Annotated in this window: 18 protein-coding genes; 6 read left to right on the plus strand and 12 right to left on the minus strand. The window is 62.0% G+C overall.

Annotation, left to right across the window (positions count from 1 at the left end; all coding sequences use genetic code 11):
• Positions 1-924 (plus strand): LysR family transcriptional regulator, encoded by a 924-nt coding sequence (locus U5A89_RS02665; RefSeq protein WP_338159639.1) that lies wholly within the window; start codon positions 1-3, stop codon positions 922-924.
• Positions 925-1,296: 372 nt separating this feature from the next.
• On the opposite strand, the gene U5A89_RS02670 is transcribed toward U5A89_RS02665, so the two are convergent.
• The 5 genes from U5A89_RS02670 to U5A89_RS02690 form a co-directional block, all read right to left on the minus strand.
• On the minus strand, positions 1,297-1,482 hold the full coding sequence (locus U5A89_RS02670) for a hypothetical protein (protein ID WP_338159640.1): 186 nt from the start codon (positions 1,480-1,482) through the stop codon (positions 1,297-1,299).
• Between the two features lie 90 nt (positions 1,483-1,572).
• Positions 1,573-1,881, minus strand: coding sequence for a hypothetical protein (locus U5A89_RS02675; RefSeq protein WP_338159641.1), 309 nt, complete (start codon positions 1,879-1,881; stop codon positions 1,573-1,575).
• Positions 1,882-2,007: 126 nt separating this feature from the next.
• The gene (locus U5A89_RS02680; RefSeq protein WP_338159642.1) at positions 2,008-4,401 is read right to left on the minus strand and encodes a TonB-dependent receptor; all 2,394 of its coding nucleotides are present in this window, start codon (positions 4,399-4,401) and stop codon (positions 2,008-2,010) included.
• Positions 4,402-4,754: 353 nt separating this feature from the next.
• Entirely contained in the window at positions 4,755-5,732 is a 978-nt protein-coding gene (locus U5A89_RS02685) for a fumarylacetoacetate hydrolase family protein (protein WP_338159643.1), read from the minus strand.
• An 18-nt stretch (positions 5,733-5,750) separates the two neighbouring features.
• Positions 5,751-6,149: a nuclear transport factor 2 family protein gene (locus U5A89_RS02690; RefSeq protein WP_338159644.1), complete on the minus strand. Its 399-nt coding sequence runs from the start codon at positions 6,147-6,149 to the stop codon at positions 5,751-5,753.
• A gap of 188 nt (positions 6,150-6,337) precedes the next feature.
• Here U5A89_RS02690 and U5A89_RS02695 point away from each other — a divergent pair, with 188 nt between their 5' ends.
• The 5 genes from U5A89_RS02695 (at position 6,338) to U5A89_RS02715 (ending at position 11,669) form a co-directional block, all read left to right on the plus strand.
• Positions 6,338-7,261 carry a LysR family transcriptional regulator gene (locus tag U5A89_RS02695; protein ID WP_338159645.1) on the plus strand — a complete coding sequence of 308 codons (924 nt, stop codon included), beginning with the start codon at positions 6,338-6,340 and terminating at the stop codon, positions 7,259-7,261.
• Positions 7,262-7,336: 75 nt separating this feature from the next.
• The gene (locus U5A89_RS02700; RefSeq protein WP_338159646.1) at positions 7,337-8,437 is read left to right on the plus strand and encodes a VOC family protein; all 1,101 of its coding nucleotides are present in this window, start codon (positions 7,337-7,339) and stop codon (positions 8,435-8,437) included.
• 6 nt (positions 8,438-8,443) lie between these two features.
• On the plus strand, positions 8,444-9,397 hold the full coding sequence (locus U5A89_RS02705) for a C-terminal binding protein (RefSeq protein ID WP_338159647.1): 954 nt from the start codon (positions 8,444-8,446) through the stop codon (positions 9,395-9,397).
• Complete coding sequence (gene eno, locus U5A89_RS02710) at positions 9,394-10,686, plus strand: phosphopyruvate hydratase (protein ID WP_338159648.1); 1,293 nt, start codon at positions 9,394-9,396, stop codon at positions 10,684-10,686. The genes U5A89_RS02705 and eno overlap by 4 nt, the downstream gene beginning before the upstream one ends.
• Positions 10,683-11,669 carry a phosphotransferase family protein gene (locus U5A89_RS02715; protein WP_338159649.1) on the plus strand — a complete coding sequence of 329 codons (987 nt, stop codon included), beginning with the start codon at positions 10,683-10,685 and terminating at the stop codon, positions 11,667-11,669. The genes eno and U5A89_RS02715 overlap by 4 nt, the downstream gene beginning before the upstream one ends.
• Here U5A89_RS02715 and U5A89_RS02720 read toward each other — a convergent pair.
• The 7 genes from U5A89_RS02720 to U5A89_RS02750 form a co-directional block, all read right to left on the minus strand.
• Positions 11,662-12,726 carry an amidohydrolase family protein gene (locus U5A89_RS02720; RefSeq protein WP_338159650.1) on the minus strand — a complete coding sequence of 355 codons (1,065 nt, stop codon included), beginning with the start codon at positions 12,724-12,726 and terminating at the stop codon, positions 11,662-11,664. The two genes, U5A89_RS02715 and U5A89_RS02720, sit on opposite strands and share 8 nt — an antisense overlap.
• Positions 12,726-13,850 (minus strand): FAD-dependent monooxygenase, encoded by a 1,125-nt coding sequence (locus tag U5A89_RS02725; RefSeq protein WP_338159651.1) that lies wholly within the window; start codon positions 13,848-13,850, stop codon positions 12,726-12,728. Before U5A89_RS02725 ends, U5A89_RS02720 begins: the two co-directional genes overlap by 1 nt.
• 106 nt (positions 13,851-13,956) lie before the next feature.
• The gene (locus U5A89_RS02730) at positions 13,957-14,916 is read right to left on the minus strand and encodes a fumarylacetoacetate hydrolase family protein (RefSeq protein ID WP_338159652.1); all 960 of its coding nucleotides are present in this window, start codon (positions 14,914-14,916) and stop codon (positions 13,957-13,959) included.
• A gap of 4 nt (positions 14,917-14,920) precedes the next feature.
• Positions 14,921-15,700 (minus strand): cyclase family protein, encoded by a 780-nt coding sequence (locus U5A89_RS02735; RefSeq protein WP_338159653.1) that lies wholly within the window; start codon positions 15,698-15,700, stop codon positions 14,921-14,923.
• Positions 15,701-15,960: 260 nt separating this feature from the next.
• Positions 15,961-17,016: an oxidoreductase gene (locus U5A89_RS02740; protein ID WP_338159654.1), complete on the minus strand. Its 1,056-nt coding sequence runs from the start codon at positions 17,014-17,016 to the stop codon at positions 15,961-15,963.
• Positions 17,013-19,349, minus strand: coding sequence for a glycoside hydrolase family 3 protein (locus U5A89_RS02745; RefSeq protein WP_338159655.1), 2,337 nt, complete (start codon positions 19,347-19,349; stop codon positions 17,013-17,015). Before U5A89_RS02745 ends, U5A89_RS02740 begins: the two co-directional genes overlap by 4 nt.
• Before the next feature lie 150 nt (positions 19,350-19,499).
• Positions 19,500-21,809, minus strand: a complete 2,310-nt coding sequence (locus tag U5A89_RS02750; protein ID WP_338159656.1) for a TonB-dependent receptor — start codon at positions 21,807-21,809, stop codon at positions 19,500-19,502.
• Between the last annotated feature and the right edge of the window lie 798 nt (positions 21,810-22,607).

Genomic DNA, 22,607 nt, shown 5'->3' on the forward strand with positions numbered 1-22,607 from the left:
GTGCGTTACGATCGTCTCGACCTGAATCTTCTGGCAGCGCTGGATGTGCTGATTGAAACGCGGAGCGTCTCCGAGGCTGCCCGGCGGCTTAATCTCAGCCAGCCCGCCGTCACCGGCGCGCTCAACCGACTGCGCGACTTTTTCAAGGACGACCTGTTGGTGCTGAACGGTAGGCAGATGCTGCTGACACACCGTGCAGAGGAACTGGCCGAACCAGTTCGGCGCTCGCTGATGCTGATCCGCGCAGAGATTACCCGTCCAGGCGGCTTTGATCCTGCGACCAGTCAGCGGCGCTTCGCCATCGTCGCGTCGGATTATGCGTTCACCGTCGTGTTGGCGGATATCGTTAAAAAAGTGGCGCAGGTCGCCCCCCATATTTCGTTCGAGATCATTCCTCCAGGCAGCCAGTCGTCGGATCGGTTAGAACGCGCGGAGATCGACCTGCTTTTCACGGTGGAACCCCTCATCTTGCCGCACCAACCGTCCCGCGCGCTCTGGCGGGACGACGAGGTGGTGATCAGTTGGGAGGGCGCAGGCTATCCCGGCATCATCGACATGGATGATTTCTACCGCGCCGGCTATGCTGTTACCCTGTTTGGGTCGGACCGCCGCCCCACTTTGACCGACGCGCATTTGCAAAAAGCCCACCCGGGCGAAGCGCCTGCGCTGCTTCTTCCCAATTTTTCCGCCCTGCCCCTAGCGATCGCCGGAACGGGGCGTATGGCGATAATGCATCGCCTGTTCGCCGAGCATTTCGCACTCGCCCATCCAATCCGGCTGCACCAGCCAAGCCTAGCGCTGCCCGAGATTGTGGAGGTGGTGCAATGGAACCATGTGCGGGAACGCGATCCGGGCATTCGATGGCTGCTGGAGGCGATCCAGGCGCAGGTCAATCTGCTTCCGACGCGCACACATATCGGGTGACCGGTTGGCTCAGTCCTGCTCGGCTGTCTGCTGCATATCCTCTGCAATCCTCTGGCCAGGATGCGCTGGCCCATGACCGCCGCCTCGTCGATGGGCAGCAGCGCTGGGCGATGGGCGAAGAGATGGTGGGTGGACCCGCTCGGATCATCGGCTAATCAACATTCTAAAACGCCTGCTACATGCCGAAATCAAGCATGTGCGAAATCTGATCATTGCCATGGCTACGGTTGCGCCCGGCCGCCCAGACACAGCGCCTGCTGTCCTGCGTTTCGGGCGTCAGCAAGTCAACGACCGGGATAATCGGTTCATCCGGCAGCTCTCGTCCGACAGGCTCGGGCAGCCAGGAAAAAAAGATTATTGAGCACCTGATATTCATTTGGGCGATGAGGTGCCGACCGAACGAGGATCGCCGTTCCGAAGCTGCTGGAACAGACCGGTGATCAGTTTGACTCTTAGGTCATATTGTGCATTGATCAGTCCATCTCGTTTTTCTGCCCGGAAGACCGGGCGCTGCGAATTGCTGGGGGAGGCGAGAAAAGGACTCCAGAACTTCGACATGGATGAGATCGAGCAAATTGTCGACCACCAGATCATAACCGTTCGCGAGATGCAGTTTGTCATGCACCTAGATAAACACCGGATCCTCCATCATTGAAAACGGTGCAGCAGCCCGAAATCGGCTATTCCGGCATTAGCTGGCACAGCCAGATCATGCATAGCGTCCGGCGAGCGGATGGGCTGTAGCCCGTAGCGCATTGGGAATGACACTTTTGCCATGCGGCTTGCGCACGCATCGCCTGTCCGTAACAAATTCCCGTTAATGATAATTCCATCCTTGATCAAACCTCGGTTAAGCGGCGAGAAGCGTTGGGGACAGGCGTAGTAAACCGCGCAGGGTGGGCAGTCCACATCGCCAAACAGGAGGATTGGCAGGTCCGGCATGCTGCGCGCGATCACCGCATCGGCGAGCTAACGGGCCAAGAAGGCCGAATAACAGGCATTTTTGGGATAGGTCACCACTTGCCGCTCCCGTATTGTTCCCGATGCCCCACCAGCCCGAAGTCCGGCGGGGCATGGGTCATGTCAGAAAGCGAAGCCTGCGCGCACGCCGTAGGTGCGCGGCGGGCGCAGTGTCGTCCCGTAAAATTGCGTGCCCGGCGTCGGGAAGATTTGCGACTTCACCGTTTCGTTGAACATGTTATTGATGAACCCGCTTATATAGAAACGGCGGTCAGGACCATTATAGGTGATCGCCGCGTCCGCCAGCCAGTAGCCGGGCTGGGTTTCAACCGGCAGGAACTCCAGTCCGATCAGCGTGCGCGACTGGTAATGCGCCCGCGCGTCGAAAACTAGCTCCCCAGACTCCAACGGCACCTTCTGTTGGCCGCTGAGGTTCAGCGTCCATTTAGGCGCGTTGGGTGGCCGCTGGCCACTGCAATTGACACGGAAGCTGTTGCCCGACGGCGCATCGAAACCTTGAGTTGGACAGCCTGTGCCATTGAAGATCGCCGGATTGGCGATGCCGCTGCCGTTGGACTGGAGGAAGGTGAAGCTGTTATATTTTGCGTCGAGATATTGCAGGTCCGCGCCCAGCATAGTTGTGGGCGTTGCGGCGAAGCGGGTTTCTAATTCCAGCCCCTTGAAGGTGGCCCGACCGACATTTTCGGTCGCGAACGTAGGTACACCCGAAATCGTCACCAGATGCGAGATTTGCTGATCGCGATAGTGCCAGTGGAACAGTTCCAGATTTACCTGCAACCGGTTGTCGAGGAAACGGTTCTTCGAAACAAGCGTGAAGGCTTCGATCTCTTCTGGCTGGTAGGTTCCAGTCCCGGGCGAGAAATAGAAGCCGCCCGCCTTGAACCCGGTTTCATAGCTGGCGTACAGCAGATTCTGGGACGTCATGTCCCAGTCGGCCCCGGCGCGCCAGGTAAATTTCTTGAAATCGGCCTGATTATTGGCGTTGATGGGAGTCACCACCTGCAACACGGTTGGGTTGAACGCGATCGGCATCGTCACCCGTTGGGACGGAGGCGTCGTTCCGAAGGGCAGACCGGGTGCGTTCGCGCAGAGCGCGGGGGGCCCTTGGCAAATGCGGGTGAAGGACAGCCGGTTGCCGGAAAAGCTCTTGTCTTCCCAGGTCTGTCGCGCGCCGACAGTGAATCGGATGTCGGGCGTCACCGCATAGGTGAGGCGGCCGAACAACGCCTCGCTTTTGGTATCGGCCTTGAGGTTCGCGTCATACTGGCCGTTCCAATTGCTGACATAGGAACCGGTCGGCCCTTTCGTCCCTTCGTCGAAATAGAAGAATCCGGCGAGCGCGCGGAGCGGATTGGTGTCGGGCGTGGCGAAGCGCGCTTCGAAGGTCGTCTGCTGCGACTTGCTGGTTTCCCGAATCTGGAAGCCGGGGGTATAGCTGCGATAATCGAGGCTGGTTTCGCGATGGCCTGGGACGAGTGTGAGAGTGCCAGCGGCGCTTTCCCAGTTAAGCGTGGCGGCGACACCCCAGGTGCTGTTGTTCTGGAACTGGCGGAATTCGGCCGGGAAGGCGCTGAAATTGCGTTGCAAAGTATTGGCGCGCTGGCTGGTGTAGAAGGCCTGTCCCTGTGGCGAGAAAAAGCCGATGCGATCGTCCACGCTGAATGCCGCCGTGCTGGATACCCCGTTGGGTGCCAGCAACGGGGTCGCGCCGACACCGCGACCGCCTTGGTCGAAATAGTCGCCCACGACGTGGAGGCTGAGGTCGCTCGTAGGTTCGAACAGCAGCGAACCGCGCAGGCCCCAGTCCTTCTGATCGTCGGTGTCATCGTTCATATAGCCGTCGTGGCGGACATGGATGCCGGCGATGCGGATCGCGGCCTTGTCGCCGATCGGCGCGTTCACCATGCCGTCAACGCGCAACGCATCGTAGTTACCATATTCGATGCCCCCCGACGCGCCGAACTTGCCGAGTTCCGGTTTCTTGCTGATCACGTTGATCGCGCCGCCAGTGGCATTGCGGCCGTAGAGCGTGCCCTGTGGCCCCTTCACCACTTCAACTCGTTCCAGATCGTAGAAGAAGCCGGTCGTGCCAGACGGGCGGCCGATATAGGTGCCATCAAAGGTGAAGGCGATGGCGGATTCAGAGAGCGCGTTGCCCTGATAATTGCCGACACCGCGCAAATAGAAGAGGTTGTAGGGGCCAGCGGACGGAGCGACCTGGAGCGAGGGGATGAGAGCGGTCAGTTCGGATGGGCGGGTTATGCCGGCGGCCGAGAGCTGGTCGCCCGACACAGCACTGACCGCGATGGCGGCGCGCTGAAGATTTTCCGCGCGGCGCTGGGCTGTGACGACGATGTCGGCGAGGCCGACGTCCGGGCCGGATGAAGACTGCTGGTCAGCCGCCTGGGTAGGAGCGGCGGCGATCTGAGCCCAAGCAGGCGATGCGATGGCGGCGAGCGCGACGGCGCTTGTAGTGAGTAGAAGCGAAAACTTCATACGTCCTCTCCTATAATGTACGCTCGTGCCGTTTGTGCCGAGCGTTACGGGGCGAGCGTAGGAAGCATGGATGCAGTCGTCCAATCGATAGCCATGGAATGTCTTATAAGCAGCAATGATACCCGCAACATCTTTGGGAAGGTCGACCCAAAAACTAAGCGGCGAGTGAGATAGCGAACGACGCAATAAAAATAAGTGTCGCTATTATATAGCCAATTAACTGTATTGATATTATTGTATTTTTCTAAATCATTGTATGGGTATCCGCGACATCTCCAAGAATAAGGCATTTAATGATTTTGTCTTGGCTATTCTCGCGTTGTCATAATAGGCGCTGCTATCGACGTGGCGGATTAGCCAGGCGCGCGCTCCGCCTCGCAGCGTACGCGCTGCTTGCCGACCAGTCCGCTTATTTCACCGACGACCTCGTCGCCATCGCGCAGGAAGCGATCATAATGGGTGCCGTTGCCGGATGGAGAGCCCGTCAGGATGACATCGCCCGGAAGCAGTCGCGTATGCGCGGAGAGATATTCGATGAGCCGTGCGACGTCGAAGATCATGTCGTCCGTGCCTTCATCCTGCATCACATCACCATTCACTGACAGGCGCATGTGCAGCTTTTGCGGATCGGCGATGAAGCGCCCCGGCGTGATATAGGGGCCGAGCAGCTTGAAGCCCGGCAGGCCTTTGCACGCCATCCAGTCCATGCCCATCTGCGGAATGTCCGGGCGATCCACCAGTTCGCGTGCTGTGAAATCATTAGCGATCATATAGCCTGCGACATGGCCCAGCGCATCCGCCCGCGACACGCGCCGCGCCGGGCGACCGATCACCACCGCTAGTTCCAGTTCCCAGTCGGGTTCGCGCACATCGTAGGGCAGCACCAGCGGCTGGTCGGGGCTGCCGATCGAGGCGCGTGCGCCGACATAAATGAACGGCTTGCCGGTCGCGGCACGGCGATCCATGATCTCTTCGCCATGTTTGCGACGTTCCTCGGGAGACAGGTGCGCAACACCACCCACCCCCTTGTCAACAATCAGTTCAATTACATGGCGGCGGTAATTGGCGCCAGCGCCGTAGATATTGTCAGGCATGTAAGGCAGCAGGGCGGTCAGCGCCGCTTCGGCTTCCCAGCCGTCGGCCGGAGCGGTGGCCACCGCCGCATCGATTGCAGAGCCCCAGCGGTCCCAGTCTGCGACGATCGCGCCAAGATCGGCCGGGGCATCCGCCAGCGCATCATGCAGCGCCAACACCCTGCCGTCTTGCAAGATCCCCACGAAATAGTCGCCCCCGGTGCGGGCGAATGTACCCAGCGCGTAGATGCCCGACATCCTATGATCCCCCTCTGTCTATTCCTGCGGCAAACGGCATGCGTGGAAGGACGCGATCCGCCATTGCCCATCCTGTCGAACCCAGACCTGCGTAACGAAAGCACGCACTTCGACCCGCTCGTCCTTCCCGCGCGCGCGAACGATGTTCGTCATCGTGCCGGTCATGACCGCGGCGTCCGGCGCGAGCGGGCGAATCGTCAGCGGGCCACGCGTCACGTCGATGAACTCCAGAAAATCGATGGCATGATGAAGCAACTGCGCCTTGTCATGCACCTGCCCGCTCGTATGGACATGCACCAGATCGTCTGACAGCAGGTCCGCCAGCCGCGGCCGGTCTCGCGCCAACAGCGCGTCGCGTCGCTCCGTTTCCCGCGCGGTCAGCGCCGCTCCAATGTCCATCTGATCCCAATCCCGCATGGCCATGCCTCCCCATCAATGCCGATCCGATTAGCGAGACGCTGCCCGCATCGTCCAATCGGTAGATGCTTGCGCAGCCATTGCTGCGCCTTATAGCTGCCTTAGGCCGGAACGATCGCGACAAAAGCCGCGACGTCGCCCATAGCCCATGCGCAGCGTGGACGAACTTAGGAAAGGAACGCGGTCGAATGCGATTTGAAAGGCTGGACCTTAATCTGCTGGTGGCACTGGACGCATTGATCGAGTATCGTAGCGTATCGACGTCCGCCAAGCGCCTTTTCCTGAGCCAGCCCGCCGTCAGTGGCTCGCTCAACCGCCTGCGCGATTTTTTTGGCGACGATCTGCTGGTGCAGGTGGGCCGCCAGATGATGTTGACCCCTAAAGCGGAAGAACTGCGCGCGCCGGTGCGCGAAGCGCTGATGCTGATCCGGGCCAAGATCACCACGCCGCGCGAATTCGATCCGACGACCGCTAGGCGCCATTTTACCATCATCGCATCGGACTATGTCTATAATGTGCTGCTGACCGACGTCTTCGCACAAGCCGCCCTACGCTCGCCGCATCTTGCCTTCGACGTGCTCAGCACCGGCAAGCGCGGCACCGAGATGATGGAACAAGGGGAAGCGGACATCCTCATCACGATTCCGCAATTCCATACGGACGATCATCCTCGCGTCGCGCTGTTCGAAGATAAGCATGCGGTCGTCGCTTGGCGGGACGGACATTATGGTGCGCGAATGACCCACGACGATTTTTACGAGGCCCACCACGCCGTAGTCCTGTTTGGACGAGATCGTCATCCCGCCTTTTCCGAAACCTTCTTTGAACAGCGGGGCATGACGCGCAACATTCAGCTGCGCGTGCCGACCTTTTCCGCCCTTGCCCCCGCGGTGCTCGGAACCGATCGCATCGCCACAATGTATGACCGCCACGCTCAATGGTTTGCGCGCTTTCTGCCGCTGACGGTCCATCGCCCGCCAATCGACATGCCTGATGTGGTCGAAGAACTGCAATGGCACAGTCTGCGCAACAGCGATCAGGGTCTACAATGGCTGATCGCGCTTATTCGCGAATGCGCTGCCAACCTTGCTCCGCTAAAAAACGGCTTATAGGTCGCATCCATCCAATCGATTTTTGCTATCTTCATAGCTGGCCTACTGAACCCGCATTCAGCAGGAGAGCGGACCATGACAGGCATCAATGGGGTCGAATTGGTAATTTACGGCGTCGAAAATCTGGACGAGTGCGTGAGCTACTTCGTCGATTTCGGGTTGCCGCTGATCGAACGCGACGGCGGCCAAGCTTTGTTCGAAATGGAGGAAGGATCGAGCGTCATCATCCGCCCGCTGGCCGACGCGGTTTTACCCGGACAAAGGCTCGAGGGCTATGGCGTCCAGCAGGTGATCTGGGGCGTGCCCAATCAAAAATATTTCGACCGCATCGTGGCACGGTTGCGCAAGACGACCGACGTGACGATCGACGCCGATGGCACCGGGCGCTTCTTCGATTGCGACGGCATCGCGAGCGGAATCCGCATCTATGACCGGCGCAAGATCTGGGGCGCGCCCGATCCGGTCAACAGCTATGACAACGTCAATCGTATCAACACGCACCGTAAATGGCGGCTCAAGGCCAACCCCAAGACGATCCAGCATGTCGTGTTCCAGGTACCCGATCCCAATGCCAGCTGGGAATGGTATCGCGACAATCTGGATTTCCGGCTGTCCGACGTGCAGCAAGGTTTCGGCGTATTCGCCCGCGCGCCCGGCACCAATGACCATCACAGCATCTATTGGTTGAAGGCCGACCTGCCCTTCCCCGGCTTGGACGGCAAGACGCGGTTTAATCACGTCAATTATGGTGTGGAAGATATCGACGAGGTGATGGTCGGCGCCAATTATATGGAGCGCAAGGGCTGGCAGAAGTCGGTATGGGGGCTGGGCCGCCACCGCATCGCCAGTTCGGTGTTCATGTACCTGCCCTGCCCCGCTGGCGGCGACGCGGAATATGGCACGGACAGCGACGTGCTGGACGACAGCTGGGTGCCGCGTACCTGGAATTCGCGGTTCGGCACGATGAGCTTCATGCACAATCTTCAGCCCTGGATATTCGACGAAGCGCCATGGGAAGTCGGCTATGTCGATGGATTGACGCCCAAGGCGGTAAAGCCGCATCCCAGCCAGCCGGCCGTGGTCGAGGCATCGCCAGCGGACGCGGCGGGGGCGCTCCACAATCCGACGCATAAGGAGGCGCATCACGACGCCGACAACGATCAGGCGGCTGAGTAAGGCGCGATGGCGACAGTCGTTCAGACCGACTATGCCTGGCCCGACGTCAGCATAGAGCGTATAGTCATTGAGAGAGCGGGACACCGGCTGGTCGTGGGGCCAGCAGTCCCCGCCAGCGCGGCGGAGATCGAGGCGCTGGTCGCGCAGCATGATCCGCAGGCGATCATGGCCTGCTGGGCGCAGGTCAGCGGCGCGGCGATCGCTGCGCCCGCGAACCTCAAGATAGTACAGCGGATCGGCGTCGGCCTCGACAATATCGACGTCGCCGCCGCCACCGCGCGCGGCGCATTCGTCGCCAATGTACCCGACTATTGCGTGGACGAGGTGTCGGCGCACGCCGTCGGTTTCGTGCTGGACTGGGCGCGCGGGATCACAGCGTTCGACCGCGATGTGAAGCGCGGGGCATGGAACCCGGCGGCGGCGGTGCTGCGGCGCGTTGCCGACCTGACCGTCGGCATCGTGGGCTATGGGCGGATTGGCACGATGACCGGCACGCGACTGCGCGCCTTTGGATGCCGCGTGCTGACCAACAGTCTGGGCGGCAGCGGCACCGATCATCGCGAATTACCTGACCTGTTGAGCGAGAGCGACGTGGTGATCGTCCACGCGCCGCTGCTGCCCGACACGCATCACTTGATCGACGCGGACGCGATCGCGCGGATGCGAGACGGCGCGTTTCTCGTGAATGTCAGCCGCGGCCCCCTGATCGACACGCAAGCGTTGATCGCCGCGCTAGAGACGGGCAAGCTGTCTGGCGCGGGCCTCGACGTGGTCGAGGGCGAGCCCGAACCGCCACGCGCGCTGGTCGAGCGTCCTGACGTGATCGTGACGCCGCATATCGCCTTTTCCTCCGGCGCATCGCTTGACGAACTGCGCCGCCGCTCGGCTGAGGAAGTCGTGCGCGCGCTGGCTGGCGAGCCGCTACATTTCCCCTGCAATCAACCAAAGGCACTGTCTTGACCTCCCCTATCATCACCCATGTCCATGGCCGCCAGATCCTCGACAGCCGCGGCCGTCCAACCGTCGAAGCCGAAATCACTTTGTCGGACGGCACGGTCGCGCGCGCGTCAGTGCCATCGGGCGCGTCGACCGGCAAGGCAGAGTCCGTCGAGCTGCGCGATGGCGGCGCGGCCTGGGGCGGCAAGGCGGTGGGCCGCGCCGTCGGGAACATCAACGATCGCGTGGCGAGCGCCGTCGCGGGTCTTAGCGCATTCGATCAGGGTGCGCTCGACGCGCGGCTGGTCGAGGTGGACGGGACCGACAATTTCGGCGGGATTGGCGCGAATGCGGCGCTGGCGGTCAGCTTGGCAACGCTGCGGGCCGGTGCGCTGGCGCAGCGCCTGCCGCTCTATCGCTGGATCGCGACGCTGATCGGGGTGAAGCCGACCATGCCGCTGCCCATGGTCAACATCCTGTCGGGCGGGCTTCACGCCGGGCGCGGGATGGACGTGCAGGATTTTCTGGCGATGCCGGTGGGCGCGGCCAATTACAGCGAGGCGCTGGAATGGATCTGCCGCATCCGCACCACCGCGACCGAGCTATGCGCGGCGCAGGGCCTGCCGGTGCTGCTCGCCGACGAAGGCGGGCTGTCGCCGGGCTTCGAACGATCCGAAGAGGCGCTCGACATGATGGTCGCCGCGATTGAGGCGGCGGGGCTGACGCCGGGCAAGGATGTCGGCATCGTGCTCGACATCGCTTCCTCCTCACTGGTCGATGCCAACGGCGGCTATCGTTTCGAGCGGCTGGGCGAGACGTTCGACGCCGCGCAGATGATCGACATGCAGGCGGCGTGGATTGAACGCTATCCTATCATCTCGATCGAAGACGGTCTGGGCGAGGACGACTGGGCGGCGTGGCCCGCACTGACCGAGCGGCTCGGCCATATTCAGCTGGTCGGCGATGATCTCTTTGCGACCCAGCCTGCCCGCGTGCAGCGGGGTATCGATAGCGGCGGCGGCAACGCCGCGCTCATCAAGGTCAATCAGAACGGCACCGTATCGGGGACGTTCGACGCGATCCGCACGGCCCGCGGGGGCGGTTTCGCGACGGTTATTTCGGCGCGATCGGGCGAGACCGAGGACGACTTCCTAGCCGATCTGGCGGTTGGCGTTGCGGGCGGGCAGATCAAGGTCGGATCGGTGCGCAATTCGGAGCGGCTGGCCAAGTATAACCAACTGCTGCGCATTGAGGAAGCGGGCCTGCCCTGGGCCGGCGCTTCAGGCGTCGCACCCCTTGGAGTAAAGGCATGATAGCCGACGCGGCGATGCTGGCCTTCGCGCGCGCTAACGACCTGCTGGGCGCGGACGAGGATGGCGCGTGGGTGCCGCTGACCGGCGGCGTGTCGTCCGACATCTGGCATCTCGCCTCCAGCCGGGGCGAGGTGTGCATAAAGCGGGCGCTGGCGCAGCTGAAGGTCGCGGCGACCTGGGAAGCGCCGGTCGACCGCAATGCCTATGAATGGGCCTATATGCAGGTGGCCGATGCCATCGCGCCGAACGCCGTGCCGCGCCCGGTCGCGCAGGACGAGGCGCTGGGCCTGTTCGCGATGGCATGGCTCGCACCAGACCAGCATATATTGTGGAAGAGCGAATTGCTGGCCCGGCGCGCCGATCCCGCCTTTGCGGCGCAGGTGGGTATGCTGATCGGCCGCATTCACGCCGGAACCGCGCGCAACCCGGCGATCCCCGACGCCTTCGCCACCGACGGTAATTTCCATGCGCTGCGGATCGAACCCTATCTGCTCGCCACCGCCGCCGCGCATCCCGACCTGGCGCCTGTCATCGGGGCGGCCGCCGATGCACTGGCGAACACGCATCTGGCGCTGGTACATGGCGATGTCAGCCCAAAGAATCTGCTGGTCGGCCCGGCTGGTCCGGTGCTGCTCGACGCCGAATGCGCCTGGTACGGCGATCCGGCGTTCGACCTCGCCTTCTGCCTCAACCATCTGGCGATCAAGGCGCGGGTTGTGGACGGCACGCGCGATGCGCTGCTGGCGTCCTTCGATGCGCTGGCCGCTGCCTATATAGCGCGAGTGGATTGGGAAGCGCCCGCCGATCTTGAAACACGCGCGGCGCGATTGCTGCCGATGCTGGCGCTCGCCCGCGTCGATGGCAAGTCACCGCTCGAATATCTTGATGAGGCGCATCGGGGCGCACTACGTCAGGCCGCCCGCGCTGCGATACAGGCCGCGCCGCAGACGCTCGCCGCGGCGCGCGACCTGATCGTCAGCTGACGGACAGGCCCAGCAGCGCGGCGGCGTTGCCGCCCATGATCTTCGCTCTGGTCTCGTCGGCCAGCCGCGCGTGGAAACCGACCGGATCGGGTTCGGCCATGTCGAAGGGATAGTCGCTGCCAAGGCACAGCCTGTCCGCGCCATGAGTGCGCACGAGGCTGTCAAGCTGGTCTGGATCGAACACCAGCGTATCGAGCCACACCTGCCGCAAGTAGCTGGACGGTTCGCGATGGATATGCTGGCGGCAATCCTCGCGCGCGCGCCAGGCATGGTCCATCCGCCCCCAATAGCCCGGCAGATAGCCACCGCCATGCGCGACGCACAGCTTCAAGCCCGGATAGGCGTCTAGCACCCCGTCGAAGATCAGGTGCGACAGCGCGATGGTCAATTCGATCGGATTGCCGATGATATTGTCGAGATAATGTTCGGCCAGCCGCTGCCCCTGCGTGAAGCCCAGCGGGTGGAGGAAGATCAGCACACCCAGTTCTTCCGCCGCCGCGAAGAAGGAGCGGCGCGAAGGATGTGCCAGCTCCTCGCCATTGACATTGGAGCTGATTTCGATCCCGCGCAGGCCAAGATCGTTCACGCAGCGGCGCATTTCCGCGATCGCCATCTCGCTATTCTGAAGTGGCACGGTGCCCATGCCTACCAAACGGTCGGTATGTTGCGCCACCGCTTCGGCGATGCCGTCATTGACAATGCGCGCCGCGTCGCGGCCCAATTCGGCCGGAGCGAAATAATAATATTGGCCGGGCGACGGGCTGATCGCCTGCACATCGACGCCCAGGCGGTCCATGTCGGCCAATCGCTCGCCGATGCCGTTCAGCTTCGGGCCGATCTGCGCGAACATCTCGCCGTTCACGACCTTCGACGCGTCGGACATGAACGCCATGGGGTTGGGCGGATTGTCGATCTGCGAGCGCACCAGCCCTTCGGCGGCGGGGATGCCGAGATGGCAGTGGATATCCACCACCAGATGCTTGCCGCGCTGGCTCACCGGAATCGGCGCGCGATCATGGTCGCAAGTCGAAATACCTGCGTGCGTTACGTTGTGCATTAGATATCTCCTGCCAGATAGGCCATCGCCTGCCCCATGCGCATTCCCATTTCCTGTGGCGGCGCGCCTTCCAGCTGGCGTTGGCCGATCGCGACGCTGCTTTCGATTACATAGCGACAGCGCTCGAACCGCCGCTCGACAAACGCATTGAGCGCGCCCGCAACGTCGTCACCCGCCTTGGCCAGTTCCTCCATCAGCACCAGCGCGTCCTCGACCGCGATGCCCGCACCGCTGGCAAGGTGCGGGGTGGTGGCGTGTGCGGCGTCGCCAATCATCACGACGCGGCCGACATGCCACGGCTTGGGTTGAAGCGCATATTCGAACGGTCGCGCGACGATGGAGGAATTCGGTCCGATACTCTCGCGCACCGCCGCCATCGGCCCATCAAAGTCTGCCATTAATTCGCGCAGATAATTGGCCTGATCGGCGTCAGGCACGCGGCGGCATTCGGGATCGGCATGCAGGATGAAGCCGTAAACCTGTGTCTGCGAACAGGGAATGATGCCGCCGATATTGGCATGGCCGAAAAAGAATTCGGAAAAATTCATTTCCGGGGGACGCGGTGCGACGACGCGCCAGCTCATCTGCCCGGAATAGACGGGCTTTACCGCGTCGGGGAACAGCGCGGCGCGTGTCCTGGAATAGATGCCATCGGCCGCGACGACCAGGTCGAAGCGATCCTCATGCCCGTCGCTGAACCGCACGGACACGCTGTCGCCGTCCTGATCGAACGCATTAGCGGTGACGCCCAGCCGCACGTCGATAGCCAGTTCCCGCACGGCAGAGGACATGATCTGGTGCAATTTGGGCCGCATAATGCCGCCCGACGCCGGTAGGCCTTCCTCGATCGGTGGCGGAATCTGTTCGCCAATCATCGTCCCGTCGAACAGGAACAGACGCTGCCCGATGGAGAAATAGCCATGTTCCTTGATCGGATCGAGCAGGCCAAGCTTGCGGAAGGCACGCAGCGTCGGACCGGTGATGGTGATCCCCGCGCCATAAACTTTCCATTCAGGGTCGATATCGATCAACCGGACCGTCGTCCCCTGCCGGGCCAGCGCGATCGCTGCCGCCATGCCCCCGATACCCCCGCCGATCACCAGCGCTTTTGCAATAGCTGTCATATCTGTCCTGCAATTCCTCTCTGGACTCAGAAGCTAGCTGCGCCCGATCGGGAAGAAAAAGCATTTCCTTCTATGACAGGCATCGCCCCCGCTGATGCGCCGCCGTTCAGGTCGAATGCGCCTGCGCCACCTGCTGGTCGAGTTGCCCGAACGGACCGATCCCGTCCCCGGCGTGCATCGCGACCCGATCGCCGAAGTGCAGGAAAGAGGTGCGCGGCGCGCCATGCGCGATCGTTTCGATGGCGCGGCGTTCGCTAATGCAGGTGGAGCCGACCCGGTCATGGTCGGGATTGGAGACGGTGCCCGACCCGATGATCGTGCCCGCCGGCAGCGCGCGACTGTGCGCGGCATGGGCGATCAGGTCATGGAAGCCGAACGCCATCGCTCCGCCGACCGGGCTGCCGAACCATGCGCCGTTCACTTCCACCGTCAGGGGCAGATGGACGCGCCCATCACGCCACGCCGCGCCCAGCGCGTCGGGCGTCACAGCGAAGGGCGCCATGCTGCACGCCGGTTTGGCCTGCACCCAACCGAAGCCGGTCTTCATCTCTACCGGCGCGATGGCACGCAGTGACCAGTCGTTGATGAGGACGATCAGGCGGATATGCGCGAGCGCTTCGTCCGCACGGCAGCCCATCGGCACGTCGCCGGTGACGACGCCGAACTCCCCCTCGAAATCGATTCCGTCCGCTTCGCTCGGCAGCGGGACGTCGTCGGTGGCGGCGATGAAGCGATGCGACATGCCCTGATACATCAGCGGCTTGTCGGCTTCGATCGGCGGCAGGTTGAACGCCTGCTGCATCAGGTCGCCATGGGTCGGGAAGGCGGACCCGTCGAGCCATTGCCAGGCGCGCGGCAGCGGCGCGGCGAAATCGACGGGGGTTATCGCCTCGCCACCTTCGGCAGCGGCGGATGCGGCACGCAGCGCGGGCTGCGCCGCGTTCCAATCGTCGAGCGCCGCCTGCAACGTCGCCCATCCGGGCACCGCCGCGACTCGCGCGCCGCCCGTGCTGACCGCTACCAGCGTGCCGTCGCTCCCGCCGCGCTTCAATGTCGCCAACCGCATGATGTCAATCCTCGAATATGGCGACCGCGCGGGTCCAGCCCGCCGACGCGCCCTTGATTTTGTGCGGGAAGCAGCTGACGGTGAAGCCGTTGCCGGGCAGCGCTTCGAGATTGTGCAGTTTTTCCAGGTGGCAATAGCCAATGTCGCGACCGGCCTTATGCCCTTCCCAGATCAACGAGGTGTCGCCCGTTTCCTTGACCTTTTTCGCCGTGTAGCTGAACGGCGCGTCCCAGCTCCAGGCGTCGGTGCCCGTCACGCGCACGCCGCGGCTCGTCAGATACATGGTCGCTTCATAGCCCATCCCGCAACCGACATTGACGAAATCGGGCCGACCCAGTGCCTTGCCCGCCGCCGTGTTGACCAGCACGATGTCGAGCGGCTGAAGATCATGGCCGATCCGCGTCAGTTCCGCCTCCACATCGGCCGCCACCACGACATAGCCATCGGGGAAATTGCGGAAGTCGAGCTTGACACCGGGGCGGAAGCACCAGTCGAGCGGCACTTCATCAATGGTAATCGCACGCGCGCCACCGTCCATGGTCGGATGAAAATGATAGGGGGCGTCGAGATGCGTGCCATTGTGCGTGGTCAGCGTGACCCATTCGGCCGCCGCGAAGCCTTCGCCATCGAGCGTCTGTTCCGCCGTCACGCCGGGGAAGAAATGCTGAAGCTCCTTCACCGTGTCTTGATGGGTTTCATAAGTGATCTTCGGCCGCATGAAGGGCGGATCGGACACGACGTCATTGTCCAGCGTGATCGACAGGTCGATGAATTGGCGGGGCATCAGGCCCTCCTTATAGTCAGGAGTGAGGGAATTGGGCGCATCGTGGCGAGCCGCGATCGTGAGTGCGTGCCGCGAGCGGGTGTCGGCTTGTGGGCGGAAGCCCGTCGGCAAATGCCAGCACGCTTCGCCGTTTTCCTCAACGCCCTCTCCCTGCTTCGCTATGATATTTGAGTCGTCACCATCCTAACGGCATCCGGTCACAGGCACATTCAATGTTCATGATGCCAGCCATCGGCCAGCGCGATACGATGATGCGGTGTCTAGTCCTGCAACAGCGTTGCGCGCAATGCGTCCATGTCGATGGTGCGCCGTTCCCGCGCGCTGGCCAGCCCCGCGTCGAGCACCGCCATGACCATGAGCGCCTGGGCGGCCGGCACCGGGTTGGAGCCTTCGCCCCGCACCGCCTGCGCCAGAGCACGCCAGAACGCGCCATAGTCGCCGCGCTGGTTGGGAATGGAGACGGGCGAAGCGCCGTCTGTCGCGGCGGTGTATTTGCCTTCGACGGGATCGATACCCAGATCTGGATGTCCCAGCCCCTTTCCTGCAAGGATGGCCGGCTCCTGCATGTCGAGGCCCTGCTTGATCCAGCTGCCGCCTGTGCCGTGGACCATGAAGCGAAGGCCATGATCGGCAGCAAGCTTGCTGGAATGAAGCACGGCGCGGCAGCTGTCATAGTGCAGCACGACATGAAACCAGTCCAGCGCGGGCGCGCTGTCGCGCAGCGTGGCGAAATCGGCGGTCACTGCCTGTGGCATGCCGAACAGTTGCAGGGCCTGATCGACCAGATGCGGACCCAGATCGAACCAGGAACCGCCCGCCCGGGCTTCCTTCCACACAGCTGGCGCCTGCGGACGCCAGCGATCGAAATGGCTTTCGAAATGGACGATGCGGCCAAGTTGCCCGTCGTCGATCATCCCACGCAGCGTCAGGAAATCCGCGTCCCAGCGTCGGTTCTGAAAGATGGTGAGCAGTACGCCCGCCGCGTCTGCCCCAGACGCGACCGCCCCGGCGTCGGCAAGGCTGGTGGCGAACGGCTTGTCGACCAGCACATGCTTGCCCGCAGCGATCGCCGCGAGCGCATGAGGGGCGTGCAGTTCGTCAGGACTGCACACGATCACCAGATCGATATCGTCCCGCGCCAGCAGTGTATCGACATCCGGCGCGACTGCGACGTTGGGATGATGGGCAAGCACCTCGGCCGCGTCACGCGAGACGATGGCGCGCAGGGCCATGCCCGGCGTCGCCTGCACGAATGGCGCGTGGAATACCCGACCGCCCAGACCATAGCCGATCAGGCCGACACCGATCTCCGTCATCGCTTGCCCTTCCCGCCAAAGCCGCGGCCAAAGCCATAGGGATAGAGCGCCCCGTCGCGCGTGTCGGCATAACCGGGCGCGTCGGGATGCTGGCGCAGCACCGATTCCCGGGTTGCGGGCAAGGCGAAGGGCAGTCGCGCCTCCGGTGCGGCCTTGCCGGTGATGATGTCGAACTGTGCCCGGTCGCTGGCGCCGAACGTCGCGAGCAACGCTCCGGCATTTCGAACGCGGCTTTCCTTGTCGAGAACGTAGGGATTGCGGAAATAGATGGAGATGACGGCCTTGGCAGGATCACCCGCTTCGCGCATCGCCGCCTGGATGTCCGGCAGCGACGGGGTCATCTTCCAGCTCTGCGCTTTTGCGAGGTCTGATAGCGTGACGATATTGACTTCCCACGGGAAACCGCCACCGAAGATCAGGCCGCTGTCGAGGCAGCCGTCGGGCGTTTCGAACGCGCCGGGGGCGCCTGGATCATAGACGCAGGGGTCTTGCGCGCCCCAGGTCGCCTGACGTTTCCCGGTGCGCGGGTCCATGATATTGAATTCCGGCCCGATCGCTCGACCACCGGTGTCCGGCGATTTGGGCGAATAGGCGCGCGCACCGGTAGGATTGACCATGACCTTTATCAGCAGCGCATCAATGTCCCCAGGAACCGGCGGCCGTTCCTTCGTATTGCCGTCGGTAACATTCAGCCCCGACGCCCGCGCAGCGTCCGCGCCAAATCCCATCACATAGACTTTTGCGCCCGCCTTGAGCGGCAACAGCGCATTGCGGTTCTCCAGAAGCACGATCGAGCGGCGCTGAACGTCCAGACCCGTTGCCCGATCGTCCGGCCGGCCGATGTTGTCCGCCGCTTTGGGCGCGTCGACATAGGGGTTTTCGAACAGGCCAAGCTGGAACTGTTCGGTCAGCAGGCGGCGGACCGCCGGGTCGATCTGGGTCGCTTCGCCGAGCCGTCCCGCCTGTACGAGATTGGTGAGCATTCTGGCGTCGGTGAATTCCGACAGAATGTCCGTGCCGCTGCGGATCGCAACGACGACCCGGTCGGCGATGTCATAGGGCTTGCCGGTTTCCGGATTGGTGCGATAGCTTTCCAGCCCCCAGCCGCGCTGTTCGATGATGCCGCTATCAGAATTGACATAGCCTTTGAAGTCTAGCTTCGCACGGAGCAGGTCGGTCACGACCTGTTTGGAGAAGGCCATGCCGCGCTGGTCGTATGTAACGCCTTCATAGGTCAAGTTTATCGGCACGCCATAATAGGGCATGATCGACGACGCCCCCTTCGCGATCGCCGTGCGGAAGGGTTTGAGATGATAGGCAAAGCCATATTTGCCCCAACTGTCGGTGTATACCTGACGCTTTCCGAAGGTATAATGCGGGTCTAGGCCCATTTCCTGCGGGCCGCCGCCGGGGAAATGCTTGATCGACAACGCGATCGACGAGGCGGGCGACAGTGACGTGCCGTCGGCACGCACCGGACCCTGCAACCCGCCGATCAGCGTCCCGACAATGTCGGACATGAGATCGGCATTCTCCGTGAAGGTTTCATGGAAGCGCGACCAGCGCGGCTCGGTACCGAGATCGGCCATATAGCCATACATGCCGCGCAGGCCGATAGCGCGCCATTCGCGGCCCATCACATCGGTCAGGCTGCGCAGCGGGGCCATATCCGCCCTGATGCGCGCGGGCACCATCCCGCGCGCGTTGACCGGCGCGCCGGCGCCCAGCGCCGCCGCCGCCAGACCCGCTTCCTTGGGAAATTCGGTGAAAGCTCCCGCGCCCGCCCCGATGCCGAAGGTCGGGTTCGTTTCTACGTGGTTTCGGGCATTGTCCTTGAACAAACCGGGGATGCCGAGCCGTCCCGTTTCCAGCCGTTCCTGCACCGCATTGGTGAACTTCGCCATCTGATCGGGCGTCTGCGGGTAGCCCGCATAGAGCGCGAAGCCGGTCAGCTTCACCTTGCAATCTGCTGGTGCGGTCATGACCTTGGCGCGCAAGATGAAGCGGGTGAGTTTCTGATTGTCGATAAGGTCTCGGCCGCGCGGCGTGATCGTCCCGTCGCAATCGGGATTATTGGTCGCAATCATCATCATACCGACCTTTTCCGCCAGTGTCATCCGCCCGACCAGATCGGTCGCACGCTGCTGCGCGGACAGGCGCCAGTCCTCATAAGGATCGAGCCGACCGTTTGTGTTCAGATCTCTGAAGCGCAAGCCGTCCATCTCTATGATCGACTTGGACCGCGTGCCAAGCACCGGCTGCGGTGGTGGCGCCGACTGTGCGCCAGACAGCGCGAAGCCTGCGAGCAGAAAGAACATAAGTCGACGCATCATCTACTCCCCGTGCGGGATTGAATATATACGGAGCCGTCGGGCATCAATGATGCGACCCGGCCATTCGGCGCGAACCATATTTCGATCCGACCGACGAAAAAAGGGCGGGTGCACTTCGCGCCCCGCCCTCCCCTTTTCGATGGACCCGGCTTAGAAATTAAACGCCATAGACGCGCCGATCGTCCGCACCGAATTGAACCCATAAACCTGATACACGCTGTTGAGCGGCGCCGGGCGGGCGTTGGCGTCGCCAGGATCGCTGCCGATGAAGCCCGGCACGCGTTCGTCGCCACAATTTTTGCAGAACAGGCTCAGTTTCACATTCTGGTTTAGTTCATAGGTGATGCGCGCGCCGAACTGATCGATCGGTCCCGACTGCGCAAGCGGGTTATTATTGGGCAGGAAGAAGATCGACGAACGGTGATACCAGTCGCCCGACAACGTCAGGTTGTTGTCGCCGATCGGGATGGTGTAGCTCGCGCCCAAGCTGGACGAAAATTTCGCGGCCAGCGGCGTGCGCAGGCCGCCAGCGTTGAAATTCACGCAACCCTGACCCGGATAGCATTGCGCGCCGGGGAAGTCGTCGAATTTGGAATTGAGTATCGATACCGACGCATTGAACGACAGGGCGCGGGTCGGCCTCGCGGCCAGCGAGATTTCCGCGCCCTTACTTGTCACGGAGGCAGCGTTGCGAATCACGAAGGCGCTGAGCACCGGATCGAAGGAGCCGGCCTGGTAATCGCGATACTTGGTGCGGAACAGTGCCATATTAAGTGTCACGCGACGGTCGAACCAGGAAGTCTTGGCGCCCACCTCGATATTGCGGGACGTTTCGGGCAACACCGCGAGCGATGCGGTAGTGGTCGCGGACGAACTGTTCATGCCGGGGCCTTTATAGCCCTTGGCGTATGTGCCGTATAACAGCGCATCCGGCGTCGCCTGATATTGCGCGCCCAGCTTCCAGCTGAAATCAGTATTCTTTGCCGTCTGGTTAAACGTACCACGCGGACCCTGGAATCGGACGAAATAGTTTAGCTGGTTCTGGATGAGGTCGATCGACACCTTGTCCCGCGTCACACGGCCGCCCGCGATCAAGCGCAGCTGATCGGTGAGCGCGAAGGTCAGCTGAGAGAAAGCCGCAAAGCTGTCGCTCTTGAACACATATTCACTGTCCGATCCCACCGCATAATTATTGGCAACGGCGCAGCCCGCCCCCGGTGCGGCGCGAACGCAGAAAGGCGGCGAAGGCAGCAGGAAGGCGGGAAGGTAGAGATTGCCCGCGTTGGTCACGAACGTATGATCACGGAAGCCCATATAGAACAGACCGAACTGACCGCTCAGACGGCCTTCGTCGGGCAGCGAGAGGCGCAACTCATTCGAATACTGGTGATATTTGGTTTCGAGCCCCGACGCGCTGTTGGCGTTGCTGGAAGTGAAGTCGAGGTCGACCAGCTGGTCAAGGCTATAGCCGCGATAGGCCGCCACGTTGCTCAGCTTGTACCCGTTGTCGAACATGTAGGCGACATTAAGTTGCCCGCCATAATTTTCCAGCGTGCGACGGTTAGCGCCATCCGAGCGATATTGCAAAAGCTCGGGGCTGGCGATGAACCCGTCACGCGCCAGCGGCGCAATATTCGTGCTGCCAGGCGCGAGGACGCGATAAGTGCGGTCAAACAGAGCCGCAGTGCCCGTGATGCGCGCATAATTACCGATCGTGTAGACGCTGAGGCTATCATCAGGTTCGTAGAGATATTTAACCCGAGCGTCGAGCGCGCGCCGATCGAGGCTGCTACCTGGACCGGTCTGCAATGCTTGTGTCACCGGCTGCTGATACTCATAGGCGAGGTTGAGCCGCAACGCCGACGTCGTGCCGATTGGCAAATTGACGGTGCTGCGCGCAATCATGCCTTCGCCGTTGCGGGGCGTCGTGTCGCGCAAATTATATTCGACTTCGCCATTCGCGCTGCGCTTGCCCAGCACCGGGCGACCGGTGGTAATGTTAAGGAGACCGGCTGTAGCGTTCTTGCCGAACAACAGGCCTTGGGGCCCGTTCAGCACTTCGATCTGCGCGACGTCATTAAATACGCCTTCGCTCAGCGGCCCGCGCGCCAGGTTGACTTCGTCCACAGCGATCGCAACGGCGGGATCGACGGTCTGCTGGAAGGCGAGCGTGCCCACGCCGCGGACAGCGAAGCTGTTGTCCTGACCCAGCTGAAGGCTGGGCGCGGCAATGTTAAGCTGTTGGAGGCTATTGATGTTGCGTTCGCTCAACGAATCCCCGCTAACCACGCTGACGCTGACCGGCACTTTTTGCAAGCTTTCGGGTCGCCGTTGCGCAGTGACGATAATGTCAGCCGTCAAATTTGGCTCGGTTGCTACCTCCGTATTTTGCTGCGCCAGGACAGGAGATGCCGCTAGTGCAAAGTAAATAGCTGTCGATGTTAGAACGAAGCGTTGCATTGTCCCTCCTCTGTGCTCCGGCGGTGTTCATTCCGCTCATTGCCTTTGGTCCCACTTGCACCGCGTTCGAAAGGATGCAAAATCAGTTTAAGCAACTTTGTGCATAAGCGAGGGTTATAGGTAAAACAGTGACGATAGATTTTTCTGCTGATGAATCCGGTATTTCTCACTTGAGTTCGCAAAAAGTGATCCAGGAGTAATCCTGGCTTAGCGACCGGGCCGCGCCGTCTTGTCCTATCGATGGCGCTCGCTGCAGCAGCGAAACCTCGCTAAATACATGCCAAACTGGGGAGGACAAATTAATCCTTGATGCCTTTGCACGTGTCTCCACGCTCTGGATGCTGCATTTCCAAGGGCCATGTTTGAACGCCCCTAAGAGCGCGAGAAAAATTTTCGGCTCGCGACACTTGGTGGGCTACTATCATCTGTCCGTTCGGTCGATGCCGCCGTCAGTAAGGCGGCTCACGGATCGGCGCCGGGTTAGCAGGAGGCGGTCGAAGACATGATGCCTTAATCTGGTTTCGCTATTTGAACCGTGCCGAGTTCGCCGGAGGCTGCAACTCCGAGAAGTTGGAATCTGTATGAGCAGGACAACGAACAAGTTTGCACCCGAGGTTAACGAGCGTGGTTTACATGTGGCCGATGATAAACGCGGTTACCGATCCAGCTGTGCGGCGGTGGTTTCGATTGCGGGTAAGATCGGCTGGGTTCCGCAAACGCTGTATGAATGGATAAAGAAGGCCTAGGTCGGTAGCGGCCAGCGCGCCGGTGTCCTGCCCGAGATTGCCGACAAGATGT

The organism is Sphingobium sp. HWE2-09, from assembly GCF_035989265.1.
GTDB lineage: Bacteria > Pseudomonadota > Alphaproteobacteria > Sphingomonadales > Sphingomonadaceae > Sphingobium.

What these genes read in the sequence shown, in the direction of transcription:
- U5A89_RS02670 (WP_338159640.1), bottom strand. Translation starts at nt 1,482, where the DNA reads ATGTCGAAGTTCTGGAGTCCTTTTCTCGCCTCCCCCAGCAATTCGCAG.
- U5A89_RS02680 (WP_338159642.1), bottom strand. Translation starts at nt 4,401, where the DNA reads ATGAAGTTTTCGCTTCTACTCACTACAAGCGCCGTCGCGCTCGCCGCC.
- U5A89_RS02685 (WP_338159643.1), bottom strand. Translation starts at nt 5,732, where the DNA reads ATGTCGGGCATCTACGCGCTGGGTACATTCGCCCGCACCGGGGGCGAC.
- U5A89_RS02690 (WP_338159644.1), bottom strand. Translation starts at nt 6,149, where the DNA reads ATGCGGGATTGGGATCAGATGGACATTGGAGCGGCGCTGACCGCGCGG.
- U5A89_RS02695 (WP_338159645.1), top strand. Translation starts at nt 6,338, where the DNA reads ATGCGATTTGAAAGGCTGGACCTTAATCTGCTGGTGGCACTGGACGCA.
- U5A89_RS02700 (WP_338159646.1), top strand. Translation starts at nt 7,337, where the DNA reads ATGACAGGCATCAATGGGGTCGAATTGGTAATTTACGGCGTCGAAAAT.
- U5A89_RS02705 (WP_338159647.1), top strand. Translation starts at nt 8,444, where the DNA reads ATGGCGACAGTCGTTCAGACCGACTATGCCTGGCCCGACGTCAGCATA.
- U5A89_RS02715 (WP_338159649.1), top strand. Translation starts at nt 10,683, where the DNA reads ATGATAGCCGACGCGGCGATGCTGGCCTTCGCGCGCGCTAACGACCTG.
- U5A89_RS02720 (WP_338159650.1), bottom strand. Translation starts at nt 12,726, where the DNA reads ATGCACAACGTAACGCACGCAGGTATTTCGACTTGCGACCATGATCGC.
- U5A89_RS02725 (WP_338159651.1), bottom strand. Translation starts at nt 13,850, where the DNA reads ATGACAGCTATTGCAAAAGCGCTGGTGATCGGCGGGGGTATCGGGGGC.
- U5A89_RS02730 (WP_338159652.1), bottom strand. Translation starts at nt 14,916, where the DNA reads ATGCGGTTGGCGACATTGAAGCGCGGCGGGAGCGACGGCACGCTGGTA.
- U5A89_RS02735 (WP_338159653.1), bottom strand. Translation starts at nt 15,700, where the DNA reads ATGCCCCGCCAATTCATCGACCTGTCGATCACGCTGGACAATGACGTC.
- U5A89_RS02740 (WP_338159654.1), bottom strand. Translation starts at nt 17,016, where the DNA reads ATGACGGAGATCGGTGTCGGCCTGATCGGCTATGGTCTGGGCGGTCGG.
- U5A89_RS02745 (WP_338159655.1), bottom strand. Translation starts at nt 19,349, where the DNA reads ATGATGCGTCGACTTATGTTCTTTCTGCTCGCAGGCTTCGCGCTGTCT.
- U5A89_RS02750 (WP_338159656.1), bottom strand. Translation starts at nt 21,809, where the DNA reads ATGCAACGCTTCGTTCTAACATCGACAGCTATTTACTTTGCACTAGCG.